General features: G+C 58.3%; 20 protein-coding genes. 11 read left to right on the top strand and 9 right to left on the bottom strand.

What is annotated here, in order from left to right; all coding sequences use genetic code 11:
• Positions 1-66: 66 nt before the first annotated feature.
• Positions 67-780 carry a CpsD/CapB family tyrosine-protein kinase gene (locus GF1_RS12340; RefSeq protein WP_267926850.1) on the top strand — a complete coding sequence of 238 codons (714 nt, stop codon included), beginning with the start codon at positions 67-69 and terminating at the stop codon, positions 778-780.
• An 86-nt stretch (positions 781-866) separates the two neighbouring features.
• Here the strand turns inward: GF1_RS12340 and GF1_RS12335 are convergent, their stop codons facing one another.
• Positions 867-3,029 (bottom strand): SulP family inorganic anion transporter, encoded by a 2,163-nt coding sequence (locus tag GF1_RS12335; protein WP_267926849.1) that lies wholly within the window; start codon positions 3,027-3,029, stop codon positions 867-869.
• Positions 3,030-3,069: 40 nt separating this feature from the next.
• On the opposite strand from GF1_RS12335, the gene GF1_RS12330 reads away from it, so the two are divergent.
• Positions 3,070-3,360 (top strand): hypothetical protein, encoded by a 291-nt coding sequence (locus tag GF1_RS12330; protein ID WP_267926848.1) that lies wholly within the window; start codon positions 3,070-3,072, stop codon positions 3,358-3,360.
• Here the strand turns inward: GF1_RS12330 and GF1_RS12325 are convergent.
• Positions 3,347-3,937 carry a carbonic anhydrase gene (locus GF1_RS12325; protein WP_267926847.1) on the bottom strand — a complete coding sequence of 197 codons (591 nt, stop codon included), beginning with the start codon at positions 3,935-3,937 and terminating at the stop codon, positions 3,347-3,349. The genes GF1_RS12330 and GF1_RS12325 overlap by 14 nt on opposite strands.
• 711 nt (positions 3,938-4,648) lie before the next feature.
• On the opposite strand from GF1_RS12325, the gene GF1_RS12320 reads away from it, so the two are divergent.
• From GF1_RS12320 to GF1_RS12310, 3 genes are all read left to right on the top strand, one after another.
• Positions 4,649-6,103, top strand: coding sequence for an exodeoxyribonuclease III (locus GF1_RS12320; protein WP_267926846.1), 1,455 nt, complete (start codon positions 4,649-4,651; stop codon positions 6,101-6,103).
• 77 nt (positions 6,104-6,180) lie between these two features.
• Positions 6,181-6,834, top strand: coding sequence for a response regulator (locus GF1_RS12315; RefSeq protein WP_267926845.1), 654 nt, complete (start codon positions 6,181-6,183; stop codon positions 6,832-6,834).
• Positions 6,835-7,024: 190 nt separating this feature from the next.
• Entirely contained in the window at positions 7,025-7,297 is a 273-nt protein-coding gene (locus GF1_RS12310) for an HU family DNA-binding protein (protein WP_267926844.1), read from the top strand.
• A gap of 64 nt (positions 7,298-7,361) precedes the next feature.
• Here GF1_RS12310 and lgt read toward each other — a convergent pair whose 3' ends face one another.
• The 5 genes from lgt to GF1_RS12285 form a co-directional block, all read right to left on the bottom strand.
• Positions 7,362-8,177 carry a prolipoprotein diacylglyceryl transferase gene (lgt, locus tag GF1_RS12305; protein ID WP_267926843.1) on the bottom strand — a complete coding sequence of 272 codons (816 nt, stop codon included), beginning with the start codon at positions 8,175-8,177 and terminating at the stop codon, positions 7,362-7,364.
• Between the two features lie 6 nt (positions 8,178-8,183).
• The gene (gene mnmG, locus GF1_RS12300) at positions 8,184-10,079 is read right to left on the bottom strand and encodes a tRNA uridine-5-carboxymethylaminomethyl(34) synthesis enzyme MnmG (protein ID WP_267926842.1); all 1,896 of its coding nucleotides are present in this window, start codon (positions 10,077-10,079) and stop codon (positions 8,184-8,186) included.
• A gap of 48 nt (positions 10,080-10,127) precedes the next feature.
• Positions 10,128-11,621 (bottom strand): TrkH family potassium uptake protein, encoded by a 1,494-nt coding sequence (locus tag GF1_RS12295; RefSeq protein WP_267926841.1) that lies wholly within the window; start codon positions 11,619-11,621, stop codon positions 10,128-10,130.
• Between the two features lie 58 nt (positions 11,622-11,679).
• Positions 11,680-13,023, bottom strand: a complete 1,344-nt coding sequence (trkA, locus tag GF1_RS12290) for a Trk system potassium transporter TrkA (protein ID WP_267929148.1) — start codon at positions 13,021-13,023, stop codon at positions 11,680-11,682.
• Positions 13,024-13,156: 133 nt separating this feature from the next.
• Positions 13,157-13,990 carry a class I SAM-dependent methyltransferase gene (locus GF1_RS12285; RefSeq protein WP_267926840.1) on the bottom strand — a complete coding sequence of 278 codons (834 nt, stop codon included), beginning with the start codon at positions 13,988-13,990 and terminating at the stop codon, positions 13,157-13,159.
• Between the two features lie 308 nt (positions 13,991-14,298).
• Between GF1_RS12285 and rpmH the strand changes: the two genes are divergently transcribed.
• The 6 genes from rpmH (at position 14,299) to mnmE (ending at position 19,258) form a co-directional block, all read left to right on the top strand.
• Positions 14,299-14,436, top strand: a complete 138-nt coding sequence (gene rpmH, locus GF1_RS12280) for a 50S ribosomal protein L34 (RefSeq protein WP_267926839.1) — start codon at positions 14,299-14,301, stop codon at positions 14,434-14,436.
• 5 nt (positions 14,437-14,441) lie between these two features.
• Positions 14,442-14,792, top strand: a complete 351-nt coding sequence (gene rnpA, locus GF1_RS12275; RefSeq protein ID WP_267926838.1) for a ribonuclease P protein component — start codon at positions 14,442-14,444, stop codon at positions 14,790-14,792.
• A gap of 80 nt (positions 14,793-14,872) precedes the next feature.
• Complete coding sequence (yidD, locus tag GF1_RS12270) at positions 14,873-15,067, top strand: membrane protein insertion efficiency factor YidD (RefSeq protein ID WP_353740465.1); 195 nt, start codon at positions 14,873-14,875, stop codon at positions 15,065-15,067.
• A gap of 158 nt (positions 15,068-15,225) precedes the next feature.
• Positions 15,226-16,908, top strand: coding sequence for a membrane protein insertase YidC (gene yidC, locus GF1_RS12265; protein ID WP_267926836.1), 1,683 nt, complete (start codon positions 15,226-15,228; stop codon positions 16,906-16,908).
• 21 nt (positions 16,909-16,929) lie between these two features.
• Positions 16,930-17,889 carry a Jag family protein gene (locus tag GF1_RS12260; RefSeq protein ID WP_267926835.1) on the top strand — a complete coding sequence of 320 codons (960 nt, stop codon included), beginning with the start codon at positions 16,930-16,932 and terminating at the stop codon, positions 17,887-17,889.
• Positions 17,867-19,258 (top strand): tRNA uridine-5-carboxymethylaminomethyl(34) synthesis GTPase MnmE, encoded by a 1,392-nt coding sequence (gene mnmE, locus GF1_RS12255; protein ID WP_267926834.1) that lies wholly within the window; start codon positions 17,867-17,869, stop codon positions 19,256-19,258. The genes GF1_RS12260 and mnmE overlap by 23 nt, the downstream gene beginning before the upstream one ends.
• Positions 19,259-19,498: 240 nt before the next feature.
• On the opposite strand, the gene GF1_RS12250 is transcribed toward mnmE, so the two are convergent.
• Together GF1_RS12250 and GF1_RS12245 are read right to left on the bottom strand one after the other, a co-directional pair.
• Positions 19,499-19,948 (bottom strand): bactofilin family protein, encoded by a 450-nt coding sequence (locus GF1_RS12250; protein WP_267926833.1) that lies wholly within the window; start codon positions 19,946-19,948, stop codon positions 19,499-19,501.
• A gap of 4 nt (positions 19,949-19,952) precedes the next feature.
• The gene (locus GF1_RS12245; RefSeq protein WP_267926832.1) at positions 19,953-20,930 is read right to left on the bottom strand and encodes a M23 family metallopeptidase; all 978 of its coding nucleotides are present in this window, start codon (positions 20,928-20,930) and stop codon (positions 19,953-19,955) included.
• Positions 20,931-21,073: the final 143 nt, after the last annotated feature.

Here is a 21,073-nt window from a genome sequence, read left to right as displayed (position 1 = left end):
GGACCGAAATCCGGTAGAAAAAGAAAAAAACAGGCAAAACGACCGGCCAGGGAGGTGCCCAGGCCTGTGGCCGGGAACTGGGACGAGCGGCTGGTCAACGCCTCCATAACCAATGCCCCGGTGGCGGAAAGTTTTCGTACCCTGCGGACCAGGATCCTCCATCCTTTCGAGGGGGATCCGCCGCGCAGCCTTCTGATCACCAGTGCCTCCCCGGGTGAAGGAAAGAGCTTTGTCTGTGCCAACCTCGGAGTGGTTCTAGCCCAGGGAGTGGATCAGTATGCCCTGATGGTGGACTGTGATCTACGCAAGCCCACTCTCCACAGCCTGTTCGGACTTCCCAATGACCGGGGGCTGGTCAATTTTCTCCGTGACCGGGACGATGTGGGCGAGACCATTCTCAAGGCCGGGGTGGACAAACTCTCACTCATCCCTGCCGGGCCTCCGCCGCTCAATCCATCGGAACTGCTCGGCTCCGTAACCATGGGCCGGCTGGTCGATGAACTGGTTTCCCGCTATGACGACCGGATAATCCTCTTTGACAGTCCGCCCATGCGGGCTGCCTCAGAAACCGCCATCCTGGCCCAGCATGTGGACGGTGTGATTCTGGTGGTCCGCTGGGGCGGGAGCCGGAGGGAATATGTCCAGGACTTGGTGGATCTCATCGGCCGGGACAAGATTGTCGGGCTGGTCTTCAATGCCTACAAGACCAATGCCCTGGAAGCCAAGATGTTTGGTTCCTATGAGTACCAGCAGAAATACTATTATGCCCACGGGCGGTGACCTGCTCTTCTGATGCATAAGATGCATAAAAAAAAGCGGGCTGTCGGGCCCGCTTTTTTTTATGTGCTGAAGTCCGGTCTGCCGGATCAGGTCGTCCGGGGCACGTAGTGGGTCAGGGGGCAGTCCTTGCACGCGTCTTCGTCCACTCCCATCTCGGTATGGACTTTGTCGATGAGGTCGGAAACAGCGCTCTCCGTATCCGGATAGAGATTTTCCCGCCCGATCTTGCCCAGCAGACCGGTCCGTTCCATGACCGCCATAACCTGGCCCTTGACCCCGGACATGGCAAACCCGAGACCGGCGGCGCGGATCCGTTCCACCAGCAGGGCCAGAGCCTCTTCACCCGAGGCATCCATGTCGTTTATCCCTCTGGCATCCAGCAGAATGTAGCGCAGATCCGGGTGCTCGGTCCGGAACTTGGCCACCTGCTCGTCCAGGTAGCTGGCATTGGCAAAGAATAGCGCGCCGTCGAAGCGGACGACCGATATGTGGCGACAGCCCTTGAGCCGGTAATGCTCCGCACTCTTGAGAACCTTGTCCTCATGCATGGACAGCTCTGCCACCACCGGACGCATGGACTTGTAGAGAAAAACAGCCATGGACAGGGCCACCCCGACCATGATGCCCTTGTCCAGGTGCGGGGCATAGACCAGGGTGACGATGAAGGTGATGATAGAGATGGCGCCGTCATACCACTGGGCCTTCCAGGCATGGACAAAGCCCTTGGTGTTGACCAGGCCGATGACCGCCATCATGATAACCGCAGCCAGTACCGCCTGGGGCAGGTGGTAGAGCAGTGGAGTCAGGAACAGCAGGGTGATGACCACCATCAGGGAGGTGACAACGGAAGAGATGCCGGAAACAGCTCCGGCCTGCAGGTTGACAGCCGAGCGGGAAAAGGAGCCGGAAACCGCGTAACTCTGACCCATGGAGCCGACTATGTTGGCCAACCCCTGGCCTATGAGTTCCTGGTTCGGGTCCAGTTTCTGACCGGTTTTGGCGGCCATGGCCTTGGCAATGGCAATGGCCTCCATGAAGCCCAGCAGGGAGATGATGACCGCCGTGGGCAGCAGCTTGAAAAATGTTTTCACGGTCAGGTCGGGAACGGCAAAGGTGGGCAGACCTTCGGGGATCTTGCCGACCACGGCCCCGCCGCCCATCATGGTCAGCCTGGTCAGATCCAGGGGGTTGTTCTTGATCTTGATCCGCCAGGTCCGGCCGTCGGCGGTCATCCCGGGCGGTACCTTGTCCTTGGGGTAGAAGACCAGCCGGTCTCCTTCCTGGACCCCGGCGAATTTCAGGTGCCGCAGGTGATAGCGCAGTTCATGGGCATGCTGCTTGGCCTCTTCCATCATGGCGGTGAGAATTTCTATTTCACTCTCCAGCTTGATGAGTTCAATGGGAGTTCCGTGTCCTCCTGAATCCTTTAGTTCCTTTTTCAGTTCGTCGAGCTTGAGCCCCAGAGCCGCCCGTTCGTTGCCAATGGCCTTGATCTCCTCCGCCGTCTGGTTGAATTTCAGGATAATTTCTTTGATTTCAGGGTGCCGGATTGTCGATACGTCGACCACTGCATCATGATTGAAACCGGTGAAGTAGGAGATAACGGTGGTGATCAGGACCGCCACCAGCACATTGGGAATGCGGGGATTGATTTTTTTCAGCACCACCATGATGACCACCGCACTGATACCGTAGAGCAGGGTGGGGATGTGGGTGTAGTCCATGGCCGCCTTGGCCACCCGGATCATGGTGTCATAATGATGCGGTGCCTTGTCGACATAGACGCCGAAAAACTTGGAAAACTGGGACGAGGCAATGATGATCGCGGCCGCATTGGAGAAGCCGTTGACAACGGGATGGGAGAGGAAGTTGACCACCAGGCCCAGCCGCAGGACGCCCAGGGAAAACTGGAAGATACCAACCACCAGGGCAAGCACCACCGAATAGGCGATAAATTCCGGAGACCCTGCGGTGGCCAGGGGCTCCAGGGAGGCCGCGGACATCAGTGATACCACGGCCACCGGTCCGGTGGCCAGCTGTCGGCTGGACCCGAACAGGGCGGCGACCATGGGTGGCAGAAAGGCGGCGTACAGGCCGTAGTAGGCCGGCAGCCCGGCAAGCTGGGCATAGGCCATGGACTGGGGAATGAGCACCAGCGCTACCGTGACACCGGCCACCAGGTCCAGTTTGAAGTCGCTGGGTTTGTAACCCTTGAACCAGAGAAGAAACGGGAAAATCTTAAATATCATTGGCTGTCTTCCTTACCGTTTAATATTGGATGCATGTGGGATGTTTTTGTTTCAGCCCGTCCTGCACCGTCGTCCGGTGCGCCCCCGCGGCTATGGCAGGACTTTCTGCAACAGGTTCTCGCAGGTTTATCCGAAAATCACCGCAAGTTTTGATAATTCCATCGTGATTTTCATAGGTTGTTGTGGCTGGGACGTATCGAAATATGGTCCAGCCATGCTGGTTTATCCGAAAATCGCCCCTGGGCCTGGTGTTGCCAGGGTGATTTTCATGGTCTGTTGTGGCTGGGCAGTGCTGAAATATGGTCCGGCCATGCCGGTTAGAGCAGGTTGAGTTCGCCCGATTCCAACTCGTAAAAAGCCGGCACGACCTTGATCTTGCCGTCGGCCGCCAGCTTTTTAAGAACCGGCTCCGAGTTTTTGAGCTTTTCCGCTGTCATACGGGCCACTTCCCTGGCCGCATTGTCTGTGAGGTCGCCGGGCTGTCCCTTGACCCGCTCCACGGCCGGCTGAATTTCCGGGGCCAGACTGGCGATGTGGCCCTCCAGTTCTGCTTCGCTGGCAACTGCGCCGATAGCCCCGCAGCGCGAGTGGGCCATGACCATGATCAGGGAGGTGGCCAGATGACCGCAGGCATATTCCAGGCTGCCCAGTATCTGATCGTTGACAATGTTGCCGGCTACCCGGACCACGAAAAGATCTCCCAGGCCCTGGTCGAATACTACCTCGGGCGGAACCCGGGAATCGGCACAGGCCAGCACGGCGGCAAACGGAGCCTGCCCCTGGTTCAGGGCAATGCGACAGGTTGGATCCTGGTGTGGGTGGGTAAGCTCAGCAGTCACAAAGCGGCGGTTTCCCTCCAGCAGCCGTTCAATCGCTTCGTCAGCACTGATGTTTTGTTGAATCTCCATGTATTTCTCCTCCTTGATGAAATAGAACAGGGACCTCAAAGATACCACTATGCAACCCATGCCCGCCGGGCGGACAGTATAGACCTGGACCGGATCCTTAAAAGGTTCTTGAGCCCATGGGCAGCCAGTTGATACAGGTATGGCGAGAAATCGTACCTAAGCGGACCTCGATCCCGGGTCTTGGCTCTGGGTTTCAAAGAAGAGAATGGCTGGCGGGCAAACGAGTCCAGGAGACTCAGAGGGTTTTCGAACCGGGAACGCAGTGGCACCCACGCTCCATCGCTGGTTCAGCCGCATTCTACATTCTGATTTCCGCTACCGTATACCGCTTGGTTGCACACAGGGCACAGGTATACACTGCCGCTCACACTGCCGCAGGAAGGACAATGGACCGGAGAACGTTGTTGTACTGTTGTATCGTTGAGGGAGAAATTTAAAAAACCTTGCAAACCGCCTTAAGTCATAGCATTGTTGCCGACAAAGTCAAGGGGAAACGGACGAAAAATGAATGGATCCTCAGTAATCTGGTTCTCAAGAGCGGTCCGAGACCCGGTGGCTTGCAGAGAAAGATGGTTGTTGCAGGACGAGGGCTCTGGTAAAATAGGGCGATTTGATTTGTCCAGTCAGCTGCGGATCAAGGCGTGTAACTGGAAGGTTTTGGTAACTACCGGCCCCTTGGAGGACTGATTTTTGACGGAAGGCAGGCGGAGAATGACCTTTCCCATTGACAAGGTTCTCTCTCTTCTTGAAGAGGAGGTCAGGGACTACCAGGTTCCGGTGGTGGACCTTATCGCCGCCCAGACCAGGGATCCGTTCAAGGTCCTGGTGGCGACCATTCTTTCCGCCCGGACCAAGGACGAGGTGACAGCCGCAGCGAGCAGACGGCTTTTTGCCCGGGCCTCGACATCCGGGGAGCTGGCCCGGCTGTCCGTGGAGGATCTGGAGAAGCTCATCTATCCGGTGGGTTTTTTTCGTAACAAGGCGCGGTACCTGCGTGAGCTGCCGTCGGCCCTGGCCACTATGTTCGATGGCCGGATACCCGACCGGGTGGAGGATCTTGTCAGGCTGCCCGGAGTCGGCCGCAAAACCGCCAACCTGGTGGTGGCGGTCGCTTTCGGCAAACCGGCCATCTGTGTGGACACCCATGTGCACCGGATCATGAACATCTGGGGCTATGTTGCCACCTCCACTCCACTGCAGACCGAAATGGCCCTGAGAGAGAAGCTGCCGCCCGAATACTGGCTCAAGGTCAACTCCATCCTGGTGGCTTTTGGCCAGGGAACCTGCAAGCCGAGGTTGCCCCATTGTGATCGATGCGTTGTGGCCCGTTACTGCCCCAGGATCGGCATCACGCCGAGGAACGTGGTGGCGGGCGGGCCACGCAAAAAAGAGGGCAAAAGGGTGGGTAAACGATTTGTTTCCTGGAATGTCAACGGGCTCAGGGCTGCCTACAAAAAAGGTTTTCTGGACAGCTTCCACGAGCTGGATGCAGACATTTTCGCCATCCAGGAGATCAAGGCCATGCCGGAACAGCTCCCGGAAAAGCTGAGAGAAATCAAGGGATACCATTCCTTCTGGTATCCGGCCGAAAAAAAGGGCTATTCCGGCACCGCGATCTACACCCGGAGTGAGCCCCTGGATGTTGTGTACGGACTTGGCCGGGAAGAGTTTGATCACGAGGGCCGGGTACTGACCCTGGAATTTGATTCGTTCTATTTCGTCAATATCTATTTCCCCAATGCCCAGCACGGTCTCAAGCGGCTGGACTACAAGATGGCCTTCAACCGGGCTGTACGACAGCATCTGGACCTGCTCTGCGAGCACAAAAGTGTGGTGGTGGGTGGGGATTTCAACGTTGCCCACCGGGAGATCGACCTGGCCAATCCGGATTCCAACGTGAAAAATCCAGGTTTCACCCCTGAGGAACGGGCCTGGATGGACGAGGTGATCGGCGCCGGCTACGTGGATACCTTTCGCCAGTTCAACCAGGATCCCGGCTGTTATACCTGGTGGAGTTACCGTTTCAATGCCCGGGCAAGGAACATCGGCTGGCGGATCGATTATTTTCTGGTCGATCCCGCCAGCCGGGATCGGATACGGGGGGCAGCGATCCACGACGAGGTGGCCGGCTCGGATCACTGTCCGGTCAGCCTGACGTTTACCTGAAAACCGATGGCTGCATGTATGGAGCTGTCCAGGAAAGAAAATTTCATGGAAAACAAACCGATCTCGAGCTCTCAGTCATGAAATCCTATCGCATCATACTGGCCGACGACCATGGGTTGATCCGACAGGGTATCAAGTCGATCATCATGCAGGAATCCAGCTTCGAGGTCATGGGCGAAGCGGCCGACGGCCACGAGTTGCTCAAACTGCTGGAACAGGACCAGCCGGATATGATCATTCTCGATATCTCCATGCCCAGGCTCAACGGGCTCGAGGTCCTGGGAAAGCTGCGGGAGCTGTATCCTGAAATCAGGATTCTCATCCTGACCATGCATCGCAACAGCCAGTATTTCTATCATACCATCTCGGCAGGGGCCCACGGCTACCTGATGAAGGATGATTCTGATACCGAGCTTTTGAACGCCATCCGCACGGTTCAGGAGGGCAGGATCTATATGTCCCCCCAGCTTGCCCAGGAGGTAACCAACGAGATGATCACCGCCTTCCGGGAAAAAAGGGATGTCCAGCCGGTGCCGCTGACCGACCGGGAAAAACAGGTGCTGCACCTGGTGGTCAAGGGGTATACCTCCAAGAAGATGGCCGAGCTGCTCTGTCTCAGCCCCCGGACCATCGACCATCACCGGGCCAACCTTCTGCGCAAGTTCAAAATGAAAAACACTATCGATCTGGTCAATTACGTGGTCCGTAACTCCATAGTCGTCCCCGACTGATTTTCTGTTTCACATTCCTCCCTATCTCTTCTGCTCCAGTGCTTTATAGGTATATTTACCTAGTGAAGAATGGGTAACTCCCACAATTGTTTTTTTAGCCCGTCGCTGTTTAATTAAATCAACAAAAGGACTGGGCAAGAGTGGATACAGGCATTGCCTGTCAAGAAAACCACGATAGGAGGGACGAGTTATGAACAAGAGTGATCTTATCGAGTCAATAGCCAGTGCAGCCAATATCAGCAAGGTGGCGGCAGAGAGGGGACTTAACGGAATGCTGGCTTCCATGTCAAGGGCCATGGAAGAGGGAGAGAGGGTTACCTTGGTGGGCTTTGGCAGCTTTTCCATCGTCGACCGGGCGCCCCGTATCGGTCGCAATCCTAAAACAGGCGAAGCGGTACGTATACCTCCCCGCCGGGCGGTGAAGTTCCGGCCCGGTAAGGAGCTGGTTCAGAAGATTCAGTAAGCTTCCGGTATCTGCATCAGTACAGATACCTGTTTTCTCCAGAAGAAGCGGCCCGGATATCTGCTCAGGATATCCGGGCCGCTTTTTTTGTTTGTATCCGCACAAGCCAGAGTACGGTACCGCCGATCAGCATGAAGACACTCAGGAGCTGTCCCATGGTCATCCCCAGGGCAACGGTTCCCAGCTGCGGGTCCGGTTCGCGGAATTGTTCGACAAAGATGCGCACGAGCGCATAGAGGATGAGAAAAAGGGCCATCATGGATCCATGGGGCCAGTACGGGGACTGTTCCCGCCATGGTCTGCTCTTCAGGCTCCAGAGAACGAGAAACAGGACCACTCCTTCCAGAAAGGCCTCGTAGAGCTGGGAAGGATGCCTGGGCACCGGGCCGCCGCCGGGGAATACCATGGCCCAGGGCACATCGGTGACCCGGCCAAACAGTTCGCCGTTGAGAAAATTGCCGATCCGGCCGAGGCCGAGGCCGACAGGGACCGTGACCACGTAGAGATCCGCGGTTTTCCAGAAGTCGAGCCGGTGCCGATGACAATAGATCGCCCCGGCGATAATCACTCCGATGCAGCCGCCGTGAAACGACATGCCCCCCTGCCAGGTGGCGAGGATCTGGAGGGGATGGCTCAGGTAGTAGGAGGGGTTGTAGAAGAGCACATAGCCCAGACGGCCGCCCAGGATCACGCCGAGGATGAGGACCAGGTTGAGGTTCTCGAGCCGTTGCTCCAGTTCCCGCCAGTGAAATTTTCTTGTCTGAAAGCCCACCAGTAAATAGGTGGCGATAAAGCCCAGCACGTACATGAGGCCGTACCAGCGGACCTGGAGCGGGCCCAGGTGGATAAGCACCGGATCGATATCTGGATAGGGCAGCATACCGCTCTACAGCCTCCCCATTTTTTTCAGATGGACCTGGAGCACCGAAATGGCCGCCGGCGTAACCCCGGAAATCCGCGAGGCCTGCCCCAGGGAACGGGGCTGGACAGTGGATAGCTTTTCCACCACTTCGTTGGAGAGACCGGGCAGGGTCTCGTAGGGCATGTCTTCCGGCAAGAGGATATGCTCCAGTTTCTTGAACCGTTCCACCTGCTCTTCCTGGCGTCGAATGTAGCCCTCATACTTGGTTTCAATTTCTATTTCATCGCGAAAGGGCAGCTCAGCCAGATCAAAGGGCAGCTCGATTCCCGCCCTTCGGGCCAGGGCCTGGATATGACCCAGGTGGATTTCGGGGCGGCGGAGAAGATCGGCCAGGCTCAGGGGCTGGGTCGTGGGGGCTGAGCCGAGCTGGCCGAGCAGCTCATTGACCGTGGGCAGAGGCGTCAGTCGGGTGCTGCGCAGCAGTCGCGCCGCTTCTTCGATGGAGCGTTTCTTTTCCTGGAACTTGTCCCAGGTCTCCCTATCCACCAGGCCAAGCCGGTAACCGATTTCCCGCAGCCGCAGGTCAGCGTTATCTTCGCGCAGCAGGAGCCGGTATTCCGCCCTGGAGGTGAACAGCCGGTAGGGTTCCCGGGTGCCGAGCGTAATCAGGTCATCGATGAGCACTCCGGTGTAGGCCTGGGACCGGTCCAGAATCACCGGCTTGTCGTCGCGCACGTACTGGACCGCGTTGATGGAGGCCATCAGGCCCTGGGCCGCTGCTTCCTCGTACCCGGAGGTGCCGTTGATCTGTCCGGCAAGAAACAACCCCCGGATCCGCTTGGTTTCCAGGGTGGGGCGAAGCTCCAGGGGATCGATAAAGTCGTATTCGATGGCATAACCGGGCCGGATGATCCGGGCTTTCTCAAGCCCCGGGATGGAGTGGACCATGTCGATCTGGGCCTGGAGCGGCAGGCTGGTGGGGATGCCGTTGGGGTACACTTCCACCGTATCGAGCCCTTCCGGTTCCAGGAAAATCTGGTGGCGTTCCTTGTCCGGAAAGCGCATGACCTTGTCCTCGATGGACGGACAGTAACGGGCCCCGACACCCTCGATGATGCCGGCGTACATGGGGGACTGGTCAATGGATGCCCGGATGATCTCATGGGTGCGGTGGTTGGTGTAGGTGATGTGACAGGGCAGCTGGGGCAGGGGAGGGCTGCCGGTGCTGGAAAAGGAGAACAGGGCCGGCGGATCGTCGGAGTACTGGGGTTCCAGGTTGGCGTAGTCGATGGTGGTGCCGTCCAGCCTGGGAACGGTTCCGGTTTTCATCCGCCCCATGCGGAAACCGACATGGGCAAACCAGCGGGCCAGGCTGGTGGAGGGTACATCTCCCATCCGGCCGGCCGGAAAGTTTTTCAGGCCGATGTGAATGAGACCATTTAAAAAGGTGCCCGTGGCTACCACCACCGCCCGGACCGGGATGATCTCGTCCAGTGAGGTCAGCACCCCGGTGACCTCGTTGTCCCGGAGCAGGATCTCGTCGACGACGGTCTGGCGGATTTCCAGGTTCGCCTGGTTTTCCAGGACGTTTTTCATTCGCAGCCGGTAGAGCAGTCGGTCGGCCTGGGCCCTGGAAGAACGGACCGCCGGTCCTTTCGAGGTATTGAGGCGGCGAAACTGGATACCGGTGGCATCGATGTTTTTTGCCATCTCGCCGCCCAGGGCATCGATTTCCTTGACCAGGTGTCCCTTGGCCAGGCCGCCGATGGCCGGATTGCAGGACATGGCACCGATGGTGTCGGCATTGATGATGCAGACCAGGGTCCGGCAGCCCATGCGGGCAGCGGCCAGGGCTGCCTCGCATCCGGCATGACCGGCGCCGATGACACAGATATCGTACTGGTTGTCAGTGGATGGCATGGAAATTTTCTTGTCTCTCTGGATATGGGAATGGACAGCTCGTTGTTTTTATTTGTGTTCGGTGGTTCGTTTCTGCCAGCGCAGCTTCGGCCGCCGGGTCATCTCCCAGTAACAGGGCGTGAGCAGGATGGCGATGGTGTAGAGTTCCAGGCGGCCGGCCAGCATGCAGAAGATGAGTACCAGCTTGGCCAGGCCCGGCAGGTGGCCGAAATTCTGGGTCGGACCCACCAGGTGTAACCCGGGACCGATATTGTTGAGGGTGGCGATCACCGCGCTTGGCCCGGTGATGATGTCCACCCCGAGAGCGGTGATGATCAGGCTGGCGATGAGAAACACGGCCAGGTAGATGGCAAAGAAGCTTAAAATAGCGATCATCACGTCCTGGGGCACCCGGGTGTTGCCCAGCTTGATGGTTTCCACCTGGCGGGGATGGACCAGCTTATGCAGCTGGGAGCGGGCGTACTTGAAGAAGAGGAGAAAGCGGACCACCTTGATTCCCCCGCCGGTGGAGCCGGCACAGCCGCCGACAAACATCAGGGTGACCAGCATGATACGGGAAAAGGGCGGCCAGGTATCGAAATCAGCGGTGCCAAAGCCGGTGGTGGTCATGATCGAGACCACCTGAAAGAGGACGTCGCGCAGGTTGCGGCCGGCTTCGACGTAGAGGCCGGAGAAGTGATTGACCGTAAAGATCAGCAGGGTGGCGATCAGGATAATCGACAGGTAGAGGCGGAACTCCTCGTTTTTCCAATAAGCTTTGAAATCGCCCCGCAGGACGAGGAAATGGAGGGAAAAGTTGGCCCCGGCCAGGAACATGAACAGGATAATCACCGACTGGATGTAGAGCGACTGGTACTGGGCGATGGAGGCGTTGTGGTTGGAAAAACCACCGGTGGCCAGGGTGGCGAACGAATGGGTCAGGGCGTTGAAAAAGTCCACTCCGCCCAGCATCAGAAGTACGGTCTCCATGACGGTCATCAGCAGATAGACCGACCAGAGGATGCGGGCCGTGTCCTGGATGCGCGGTGCCAGCCGGTCCTTGGTGGGGCCGGGTACTTCGGCCTGGAAGAGCTGCATGCCGCCAATCCCCAGCAGGGGCAGGATGGCCAGGGTCAGGACGATAATACCCATGCCGCCCAGCCAGTGGGTCATGGTGCGCCAGAACAAAAGACTCTTGGGGAGAATTTCGATGTCGCTGAGGATGGTCGAGCCGGTGGTGGTGAAGCCGGACATGGACTCGAAGAAGGCGTCGATAAACGAGCCCACGTGGCCGGAAATATGATAGGGCAGGGCACCGAGCAGGGCCAGGGCCAGCCAGCTGAAGGCGACAATGGCAAAACCGTCCTTGTAGCCCAGCTCCTTTTCCGGCAGGAAGATGGCCACCAGGATGGTGCCGGCCACCAGTCCCAGGCCGGAACAGGCCAGAAAGGTGGCCATCATTCCATCCTGGTAATAGATGGAAAAAGGCACCGGGGTGAGCAGCATCAGCGACAGGATGATGAGCAGCTTGCCCAGGAGATTGAGTACACCACCGATTCGCATAACAGGTACGTCTCAGTTGTCCTTGTGCCTGGAAAGGATCTGGGAGGAAAAGGATGTTTCAGGCATCGGGATTGAAGAATTTCTCCACGTCCCTGGCCGCGTCCTTGGTGAAAAAGATGACCAGGTTGTCCCCGGGCCGGATGATACTGTCACCCGAGGGGATGAAAACCTCCCGGTCCCGGACAATGGCGCCGACCACGGAGCCGCGGGGGCAGCCCAGGTCCTTGAGTGGAACGTTGTCGAACCGCTTGCGGTCCGGCACTGTTACTTCCATGACCTCGGCATCGGTGTCCAGGATAGTGGCCACCGAGATGATATCCGCCCGGCGAACATAGCGCAGGATCATGTCCGCCGCAACCTGGCGCGGGCTGAGGGCCACGTCGATGCCGAGCTTGTCCAGCATGGGGATGAAATCGTGGCGGGTTATCTTGGTGATGCACCGTTTGGTGCCATGGTACTTGGTCAGCAGGGAGGCCAGGATATTGGTGGTGGCCGAATCGGTCACCGCGATGACCAGGTCGGCCCGGTCAATCCCTTCCTCCAGCAGATCGTGGGCCTCGAGCCCGTCCATGTTGAGGACAATGGAGTGGGCCAGGTTCTCGGACAGAAACTCGCATCGTTCCTCGTCAACCTCGACGATCTTGATATCGATATGCAGCTCCTCGAGCTGACGGGCCACCATGTAGCCGATATCGCCGCCACCGATGATAAAGACTCGGCTGGGCAGTCGGCTGGCAAAATGGAACAGCTGTTCCACCCGGGCCATGTCGCGCCGCAGAACCATGAGATAGATCTTATCTCCGGCCTGGATCACGTCCTCGCCCCGGGGAATGATGGTCTCGCCGTCGCGGATGATGGCGGTCATTACATACTGCTGGGTGCCATGCTTGCGGCCGAGCTCGAAAAGGGACAACCCGATGAAGGGATGGTCCTCGTGCACGGTGTAGCCGAGCAGCATGACCTGACCCTCGGCGAACTCGGCGGTGTCAAAGGCCTCGGAAACATGGATGAGCTTGATGATTTCCTCGGCCATGGCCCAGTCCGGACTGATGATCAGATCAATGCCCAGAGCGTCTTCGTTCAGAGCCGAGCCGGGCATGAGCAGGTCTTCACTCTTGACCCGGGCAATCCGGGTGGTCACATCGTACTGGCGGGACATGAAACAGGCCACCAGGTTGACCTCGTCGCTGTCGGTGACCGCAATGAACAGGTCGGTTTTGGAAATACCGGCTTCCGCCAGGACCCGGGCTGAGGCGCCGGAGCCATGCACCACGAGAATATTGAGTTCCCGCTCCAGGCGCTGCAGTTTTTCCTTGTCCCGGTCAATGAGGATAACCTCCTGACCTTCTGAGGAAAACTTTTCGCACAGGTACTGGCCTACCAGGCCGGCACCGACAATCATGATCCGCACGTGGAATTTCTCCTTGAGAGTATCGAATGTCGTACAGGAACCGCCTCTTACGGGGCAGCAGGAGCGTGTTCCCACAGACAGGGGTGGATTATATGCCCAAGTGACAATCTTTGCAAGAAAACCCTCAGTTGCGCTCCTGGCGTGGTTTCCAGCTGATAAAGGCCCAGATGGGCGGGTGCTGGCGCCGGGTGGTGACCGAGCCGTCCCCGTGGAAAGTGGCGATGGAGCGGACGTAGTCCTCCAGTCGCTGCCGCTCCCCGGCGGTCAGGTCCCTGAACATCCAGGTGTAGCTTTCCATGGCCTCGGCAAAGGAGCTGTAGTGGAGTTCTTTTTCCAGCTCGATGAAATTCACCGAGGCGCGATGCCCCAGCTGGTAGAGGAGGTTGATCGTATATATGTAGTCGGGTCCGGATTCAAGCTTGCGCCCTAGGGCGGCGAAGGCATCGGGATCCATGGGACCGTGGGCCACCCGGTCGGTCAAGCAGACCCGCCTGGTGGCAAAGGCGTTGAGTTTTTCCAGGGCCTCGCGCAGGTCAGGGACAGACATGGAGCGGGAGGCGATGGCCAGGTCGTGGGGCTTGAGACCGTGGGAGGCCCAGTCGTCGGTCCAGGAGAGATGGACTGGAGTTATGTTGTCGATACCCTGCCGGACCGCATCCCGTTCAAGGATGTCCAGCATGGCCTGGGAAAAATCCAGGGCCGTGACCCTGAGGACCTTTCTGGCAAGGGGCAGGGTGAGGCTGCCCGGTCCGCAACCCACATCCAGCACAGACCAGCCCGGGTCGGGCTGGAGCAGCTGGAGGAATTTTTCAGTGTAGATGGAGCTGGCCGTACGACGGGCAAAGGAAGGCGCCCTCCTGTCCCAGTCCGCCGCTCCCTTGGAGCGCCATGATTTCTTTTTCCTGGCCAGGTGCCAGAGCGCGTTCCAGTCTATGTCTTCGAAAGAGGTAATGTTCATTGAAACACCGTTTGTGACGGAAATAATTTGACAGAGATGGTCGGCTGTGATTAAAATATAAAATTTTCATAAAGTAAATGGCAAGCTCGCTGTTCGCTCGCCCATTCCGAAAGGCACGGAGATGGCTGCACTCCTGTTGTCACAACGCAACCACATCTCCGGACAGGTCGTCGGCAGATTTCCGGTACTGACATGTGCCGGGAGGCTGGAGAACGCACCATATATTCATCGCGGAATGCACGATAACAGACGGATTAAGGGAGCGGCAACGACCTGCCTGGACCAGAAAAGATCACAAGGAAAAAGTCATGAGCAAGAGAACGTATCAGCCCAGCAATACCAGACGTAAACGTACCCATGGATTTCGTGTCCGGATGCGCACCCGTGCGGGACAGGCGGTGATCAAGAGCCGTCGGGCCAAGGGGCGCAGACGCCTGGCCGTCTGACCCGGGTGGAACGGTTCCGGCTCCCGAAGGCCCATCTTCTGCGGAAGTCACGGGAGTTTGACCGGGTATACCGGCAGGGCAGGAGGATGCGTGGCCACGGGATGCAGATCATCTTCAGGCCCAACGACCTGCCATACAACCGGCTGGGTATCAGCGTGCACAGAAAGACTGGCGGAGCGGTTCGGCGTAACCGCATTAAACGGATTATCAGGGAAAGTTTTCGCTGCAACAGGGATCTCTATCCCCTGAACAGCGATATCGTTGTCACTGTCCGGCCCGACTTCGGTCTTGACAGTGCCCATGATGTCACCTCCACCGTGGCCGCCATGATGGCGTCCGGCAAGGCACGGGAATAGGCACCATGGCTCGTGCAATGCGTTCAAGGCAGGACCGGGAAGGGGCCGGGAAACGGCCCGGAATCGCGGCCCGGTTCTGTATCGGATGCTTCCGTGGATACCAGTATTTCATCTCTCCCCTCTTCCCGCCAAGCTGCAGGTACACCCCGACGTGTTCCGAATATGCCATTGAGGCCGTGCGCCGCCACGGCGTGATCCGGGGATCGATCCTCGCCCTCTGGCGTATTCTGCGCTGCCATCCCTTTGCCCGCGGCGGGTACGACCCGGTGCGATGATCTTGACCCAGGATGGCATACGGGGTGTATATTTCAGAACAGTCGCAGGAGCTGTGTCCGCGGATCTCAGCTGTATCAAGTATGTGGAACACTACCGGTCTGGCCATGTATGGCGACCGGTTTTTTCGTGTTGTAGGTAATAACAAAGGAACATAATTATGGATATGTACAGGGCTTTTCTGGCCATTGTTCTCTCGTTTATCATATTGATCGGCTACCAGTTTTTCTTTGTCAAGCCGGCGCTTCAGCAGCAGGGTGGTCAGCAGCAGACCCAGCAGGCTGAGCAGAACAAAACCGGTACTGGCGCCTCTGCGGTGGAAAAAACCGCTCCCGCCGCCCCGGCGGCGGTTCCGGGCCAGGAGCCTGCGGTCGCAGCCAGGGCGCAAAAGGTGGAGGCCAATCCCAACGCCCGCGATATCGTCATCGACACGCCCCTCTATACCGCGGTCATCAGTGAACAGGGCGGTGGCTTCAAGAGCTTTGAACTTAAGAAATACAAGCGGGACAACAGCCAGAATTCGCCCCTGATGCAGCTGGTGAAGACCCGCAGTCCCCTGGACCTGCCGGTGCTCTTTACCCTGGATAATGGGGCGGCGGAGAATCTGCCCCTGTACCGGGCGGACCGGGATCATATCACCCTGAGCCAGGAGGACCAGGTCACCACCCTGACCATGACCGCCCGGTTGCCCGGCGGTGTGGAGGTGACCCGCACCCTGGTTTTTGACCCGTCCACCTATCTCATCGATACCAGTTACACGGTGAAAAACGGCGACACCCCCTTTCAGGCCGCGCCGGCCATGGTGCTGACCAACAAACCGTTCACCGAGGGAACCGCCGCCAGCCGCTATATGTTTTCCGGCCCGGTGGCGCTGGTCAATGACGAGCTTCACGAGATAAAGGGCAAGAAACTGAGCCAGGGGGTCCAGACGCTCCAGGGAAATGTCACCTGGGCGGCCTACGAGGACAACTATTTCATCTGTGCCCTCATTCCCCAGGAGCCCACCACCCGGATGGTCACCATGGCCGCGTCCGGTGACAAGGTCCACACAATCGTTGCCGAGGGAGTGACCCAGCTGGCACCGGGGGCGGTACAGGAGTTCAAGTACAAGATGTATTTCGGCCCCAAGAAACTGTCCATCCTCAAGGAGACAGGATATGAGCTCTCCCGGGCCATCAACTTCGGCTGGTTTGACATCATCGCCAAACCCATGCTCTGGCTGCTCAATTTCTTCTATGACTATGTGGGCAACTATGGAGTGGCCATTATTCTACTCACCGTGCTGATCAAGGGTATCTTCTGGCCCATTACCTCCAAGGGTATGAAGTCCATGAAGAATATGCAGAAGCTGCAGCCCAAGGTCGCCAAACTCAAGGAAAAATACAAGGATGATCCCCAGCGGATGAACCAGGAAATGATGGCCCTGTACAAGACCTACAAGGTCAACCCCCTGGGCGGTTGTCTGCCCATGTTCCTGCAGATTCCCTTTTTTTTCGCCCTCTACAAGGTGCTCCTGATGTCCATCGAGCTGCGCCATGCGCCGTTCATGCTCTGGATCACCGACCTGTCGGCCCCGGACCGGCTGTGGATCGGGATCGACATCCCGGTGCTGCACGGCATCCCGGTGCTGACCCTGCTCATGGGCGCGTCCATGTATCTGCAGCAGAAGATGACCCCGACCACCGCCGATCCGACCCAGGCAAAAATCATGCAGTGGCTGCCGGTCCTCTTTACCTTCATGTTTATTAATTTTGCCTCCGGGCTGGTGTTGTACTGGTTTGTCAACAACCTGCTTTCCATTCTGCAGCAACAGCTCATCAACCGGCAGACCAGTAAGGCATAAGTTCTGGCACAGGAGGCATACATGGCAAAGGCTAAAGCAAAAGATTTTTACGGATCCGACGTCCCCGAGGCCATAGACAAGGCCTGTCGGGAGCTGGGCGTTTCGCAGGAAGAACTGAATATAGAAATTCTGGAGACCGGTTCGGCAGGAATTTTCGGCCTCTGCAAGAAAAAGGCTCATATCCGTGCCTCCCGGCGGCAAAAGGATGTCCCGGCGGAGGAGAAGAAACCCAAAAAACGGGCCCCCAAGTCTGCCCCTGTCGAGGACAGGGCCAAAGACAGGGAGATGGCGGAAGAGGAAAAAACTGCCCAGTCCTCTGCTGCCCCTGCGGTCAAGGATCGGCCCCGCCAGGATGTTTCATCCGCCAGGGAGAGCGCAGCCGTTCAGGCCGCTCCGTCCCCGGCCGCGGGCGGTCCGGTAGCCGAGAAAGCAGCACCGGTCCAGGAACCGCCTGAGCCTCCGGATGAGGAGATGTTGGCCGCTGTGAAGGCGGATATCGAGCAGATCCTGGTCCTGATGGGATATCCTTCCGAGGTTCGGGTGAGTTTCAGTGAGAATACGGTTCACTGTCATATCTCCGGTGAGCATGAGGAGGCCATCATCGGCCAGGACGGACGGACCCTGGACAGCCTCCAGTATCTGCTCCGCAAGATGATGAGCCAGCGGCTGCCAGACCGGATCATGCTGACCATGGACGTTGGTAACTTCCGTGAGCGGCGAATGCAGGAACTCAGGGAACGGGCTCTGGAACTGGCCGAACAGGTCAAGGAACATGGTAAAACCCAGGCCATACCTGCCCTGAATCCTTCGGAGCGGCGGGTGGTGCACATGGTGCTCCAGGAAGACAAGGAGGTCCGTTCCCGCTCGGTGGGGGAAGGACTGTTCAAGAAGGTACTCATCTACAAGCCGGGCAAGGGCCGCAAGTCCGGCTCCCAGTCACGCCGTCGAGGTCGCTCCGGTGGCCGTTCTTCCAGTAAGTGACACCATTGCCGCCATTGCCACTCCTCCCGGCACCGGCGGCATAGGTATCATCCGTATCAGCGGGCCGCTGGCACCTGCCATCATGCAGAAGCTGTTCAGGCCAGCCCGGCCCCGCTCCACCTTTGAAAGCCACAAGCTCTATTACGGCACCATCACCGACCCGGATGGACGGGTGCTGGATGAGATTCTTGCTGTTCACATGCGGGCCCCGCATACCTATACCAGGGAAGATGTGGTGGAGCTGCACAGTCACGGATCCTACCTGGTTCTCCAGTCGGTTCTGGCCGCGGTCCTTGCGTGTGGTGCCCGGCCGGCCGAGCCCGGCGAGTTCACCAAGCGAGCCTTTCTGGCCGGCCGTATCGATCTCACCCGGGCCGAGGCGGTCATCGACCTGCTCAAGGCCAGGACCAGCGACGGAATCCAGCTTGCTGTCCATCAGCTCCAGGGAGAGCTCTACGCCCGGGTGGAACGGATCAGGCAGGGCCTGGTGGCTATCCTGGCCGTGATCGAGGTGGCGATTGATTTTCCCGATGAGGACGTGGAAATCCTGGATATTCCTCAGTTACGGGAGCAGCTGCACCAGGAGGTGGAGGAACCGCTGGCCCGGCTGCTGGCAGAGGCTGACCGGGGTCGGATCCTGCGGGAAGGGGTGAAGGTGGTCATTGCCGGGCGTCCCAATGTGGGTAAGTCCAGCCTGCTCAACGCGCTCTTGCGCGAAGACCGGGCCTTGGTCACCGCGGTGCCCGGCACCACCCGGGATACCATCGAAGAGGTGGTCTCCATCCATGGAGTTCCGGTGTTTCTGGTCGATACCGCCGGAATCAGGGAACATGCCGACCAGGTGGAAGAGTTGGGGATCGAGCGGGCCAGGAGCAAGTTTAAGGAGGCGGATCTTATCCTCTTCATGGTAGACGCGTCCCGGGGGATGGAGGCTGAGGATCAGGCCCTGTACGAATCCATTGCCGGCAAGGAGCGGATTATTGTCCTCAATAAGATCGACGTGGCTGCCAGGAAGGATGTTGAACTCCTGGAGGAAAGGTTTGCCGGAGAAGAGATCGTTTGGATGTCGGCCCGGGAGGGCCGGGGGCTGGATATCCTGGAGGAGCGGATGTACCGCAGGTTTCTTGGCGGGGATGACCGGCTCCAGGAACAGCTTGCCTGCGCGCCCAACCTGCGCCATCGGTTGATCTTGGAACAGACGGCCCGGGCCTGCACCAGGCTGCGCCAGGCCCTGGAACTGGCTGCGCCACCGGATCTGCTGGCGGTGGAAGTACAGGCGGCCTTGGACTATCTTGGCGATATCGTCGGTATCACCACTCCGGACGATGTGCTGGATACGATCTTTTCCAGCTTCTGTATCGGCAAGTAGAGGTTCTCCTGAATCGGTGACGCAGAGGTTTTGTTTTTTGCTGTCATGCTTGAGCAACCATTAAAAAGGACCGGTACCACTGGTGGTGCAAATCACCTTCCCAATGGGGCCGTCCTTCGGGAGCTGGAATTTTCAACCCATTGATGGAGCATCACTCTGATCAATGGGCCTCTTCCCGGAGTCCTCGCTTACCTGGCGCCTGCGATGAAATTCCAGCTTCACTGGTTCAGGATCCTGGCTCTAACTGCCGGTGTTCTTGCCACTGGAGGGTGGCTTCTCCGGCGCGGAAGAAACAGATGTCGGTCTGTCTCCCGGCGGCTGCTTTCGGATGGCCTTGATCTCGCCCTCCAGGGTGGCGCCGGATTCGACGGTGAGGTTGGCTGATTCCAGGCGGCCGCGAATGATGGCCGTGGTGTGGGCGGTCACCAGTTTGGCTTGAATGTTCCCCTCGACGGTGCCGTGACAGACCAGGGCATCGACCACAAGGTCGCCGTTTACCCGGCCACTTTCACTGAGCACCAGATATTCACCGCTGATGTTCCCGTCCACTGTCCCGTCAATGCGGGCCTTGCCCTTGAACTGGATCTCTCCGGTAATCTGCATTTCCTTGGCAATGATGGAGGAGATGGCCTCTTTTGAGGCGCGTACCGCCTCCTTTTCCAGATCGTCTTTTTTGCTGAACAGTGGCATGGAATCAGTTGTTGGCGTTGAGGTCTATCCCAGCAAGGGTGAAAAACGGCATCGGGTTGATGGCCCGGCCGTTGCGTCGGAGTTCGTAGTGGAGATGGGCCCCGGTGCTGCGACCGGTGTTGCCCACCAGCCCGATCACCTGGCCGCGGGTGATCCTGTCTCCCCGTTTGACCAGTCGTTTACTCAGGTGGGCAAAGACGGTCTCGTAACCGTTGCCATGGTCCAGGATAATATAGTTGCCCAGGCCCTTGTTGCGCGATGAGACCTTGACCACCGCGTCGCCGGTGGCCCGGACCTTGTCGCCGTAATTGCTGCGGAAGTCGATACCGGAGTGAAAGGCCTGCTTCTTGTTCATCGGGTCGGTGCGGCGGCCAAACCGGGAACTGATACTGGCACTGACCGGCCTGCCCAGCGGTACCCGGTTCAGTACTTCCAGGTAATGGTCGGTCCGGCCAAGGAGTTTATCGCCGTATTTGCCATCCATGGCAATAAACAGACCACCGCTGTGGTCCGGGTCGTCTTCCACCTTGAGCTCCACCCCGAGCTTGTCCATGACTGTCTCGATTACGCGGCTGCGCTGGTCCAGCCGGCTGATGGAAGTGGCCAGCAGTTCTTCCTGCTCTTTCTTGAGTGCGGCGATTTTTTCTTCATAGGCTGCAGCCAGCCGGTTTTTTTCCTCTTCAAGCTGCAACTGTTTCTCTGCCGCCTCGGCAAGCTGGTGGTGCAACTCCCGGCGATCCGTATCCAGTGCCGCCAGCTCCCTGTCCCGGTCGGCCAGCTGGGTGTGCAGGGTGGCGATTTTGCTCTGCAGCTGAAGATTTTCCTGAAAGTAGCGCAGCCCCTGCAGGGATGTTGTGCTCAAAAGCAGGGCCAGAAGGAGGATGCCCAGCAGGGAGTTGCGGATCGTTTTTTTTCGGAGGACAAAGGTTCGGCCGCGGCCCTGTTCTCCGGTAACAATGATATGGAGTGTGTTGTCAGCCATGGGTGATCAGAGTTGCTGTTCTCTTTCCGCGCAGGAATGCCGGAAAGATATGATAAGTCTTTGTGTTTCAATGGTTCCAGACGAAGAAAATACCCTTTTCTATACCCCCCATGGGGCTGTAATGCAAGCCCAATGGTGTCAGG

The sequence above is a fragment of the Desulfolithobacter dissulfuricans genome, from assembly GCF_025998535.1.
Classification (GTDB): domain Bacteria; phylum Desulfobacterota; class Desulfobulbia; order Desulfobulbales; family Desulfobulbaceae; genus Desulfolithobacter; species Desulfolithobacter dissulfuricans.
The sequence above is the reverse complement of the archived record's forward strand: the minus strand, read 5'-3'. Positions and strand labels throughout refer to the sequence as shown.

Excerpts from the sequence above, each read along its gene's own strand:
- GF1_RS12335 (WP_267926849.1), bottom strand. The coding sequence starts at position 3,029 with ATGATATTTAAGATTTTCCCGTTTCTTCTCTGGTTCAAGGGTTACAAA.
- GF1_RS12330 (WP_267926848.1), top strand. The coding sequence starts at position 3,070 with ATGTTTTTGTTTCAGCCCGTCCTGCACCGTCGTCCGGTGCGCCCCCGC.
- GF1_RS12325 (WP_267926847.1), bottom strand. The coding sequence starts at position 3,937 with ATGGAGATTCAACAAAACATCAGTGCTGACGAAGCGATTGAACGGCTG.
- GF1_RS12320 (WP_267926846.1), top strand. The coding sequence starts at position 4,649 with ATGACCTTTCCCATTGACAAGGTTCTCTCTCTTCTTGAAGAGGAGGTC.
- GF1_RS12315 (WP_267926845.1), top strand. The coding sequence starts at position 6,181 with ATGAAATCCTATCGCATCATACTGGCCGACGACCATGGGTTGATCCGA.
- GF1_RS12310 (WP_267926844.1), top strand. The coding sequence starts at position 7,025 with ATGAACAAGAGTGATCTTATCGAGTCAATAGCCAGTGCAGCCAATATC.
- lgt (WP_267926843.1), bottom strand. The coding sequence starts at position 8,177 with ATGCTGCCCTATCCAGATATCGATCCGGTGCTTATCCACCTGGGCCCG.
- mnmG (WP_267926842.1), bottom strand. The coding sequence starts at position 10,079 with ATGCCATCCACTGACAACCAGTACGATATCTGTGTCATCGGCGCCGGT.
- GF1_RS12295 (WP_267926841.1), bottom strand. The coding sequence starts at position 11,621 with ATGCGAATCGGTGGTGTACTCAATCTCCTGGGCAAGCTGCTCATCATC.
- trkA (WP_267929148.1), bottom strand. The coding sequence starts at position 13,023 with ATGATTGTCGGTGCCGGCCTGGTAGGCCAGTACCTGTGCGAAAAGTTT.
- GF1_RS12285 (WP_267926840.1), bottom strand. The coding sequence starts at position 13,990 with ATGAACATTACCTCTTTCGAAGACATAGACTGGAACGCGCTCTGGCAC.
- rpmH (WP_267926839.1), top strand. The coding sequence starts at position 14,299 with ATGAGCAAGAGAACGTATCAGCCCAGCAATACCAGACGTAAACGTACC.
- yidC (WP_267926836.1), top strand. The coding sequence starts at position 15,226 with ATGGATATGTACAGGGCTTTTCTGGCCATTGTTCTCTCGTTTATCATA.
- GF1_RS12260 (WP_267926835.1), top strand. The coding sequence starts at position 16,930 with ATGGCAAAGGCTAAAGCAAAAGATTTTTACGGATCCGACGTCCCCGAG.
- GF1_RS12250 (WP_267926833.1), bottom strand. The coding sequence starts at position 19,948 with ATGCCACTGTTCAGCAAAAAAGACGATCTGGAAAAGGAGGCGGTACGC.
- GF1_RS12245 (WP_267926832.1), bottom strand. The coding sequence starts at position 20,930 with ATGGCTGACAACACACTCCATATCATTGTTACCGGAGAACAGGGCCGC.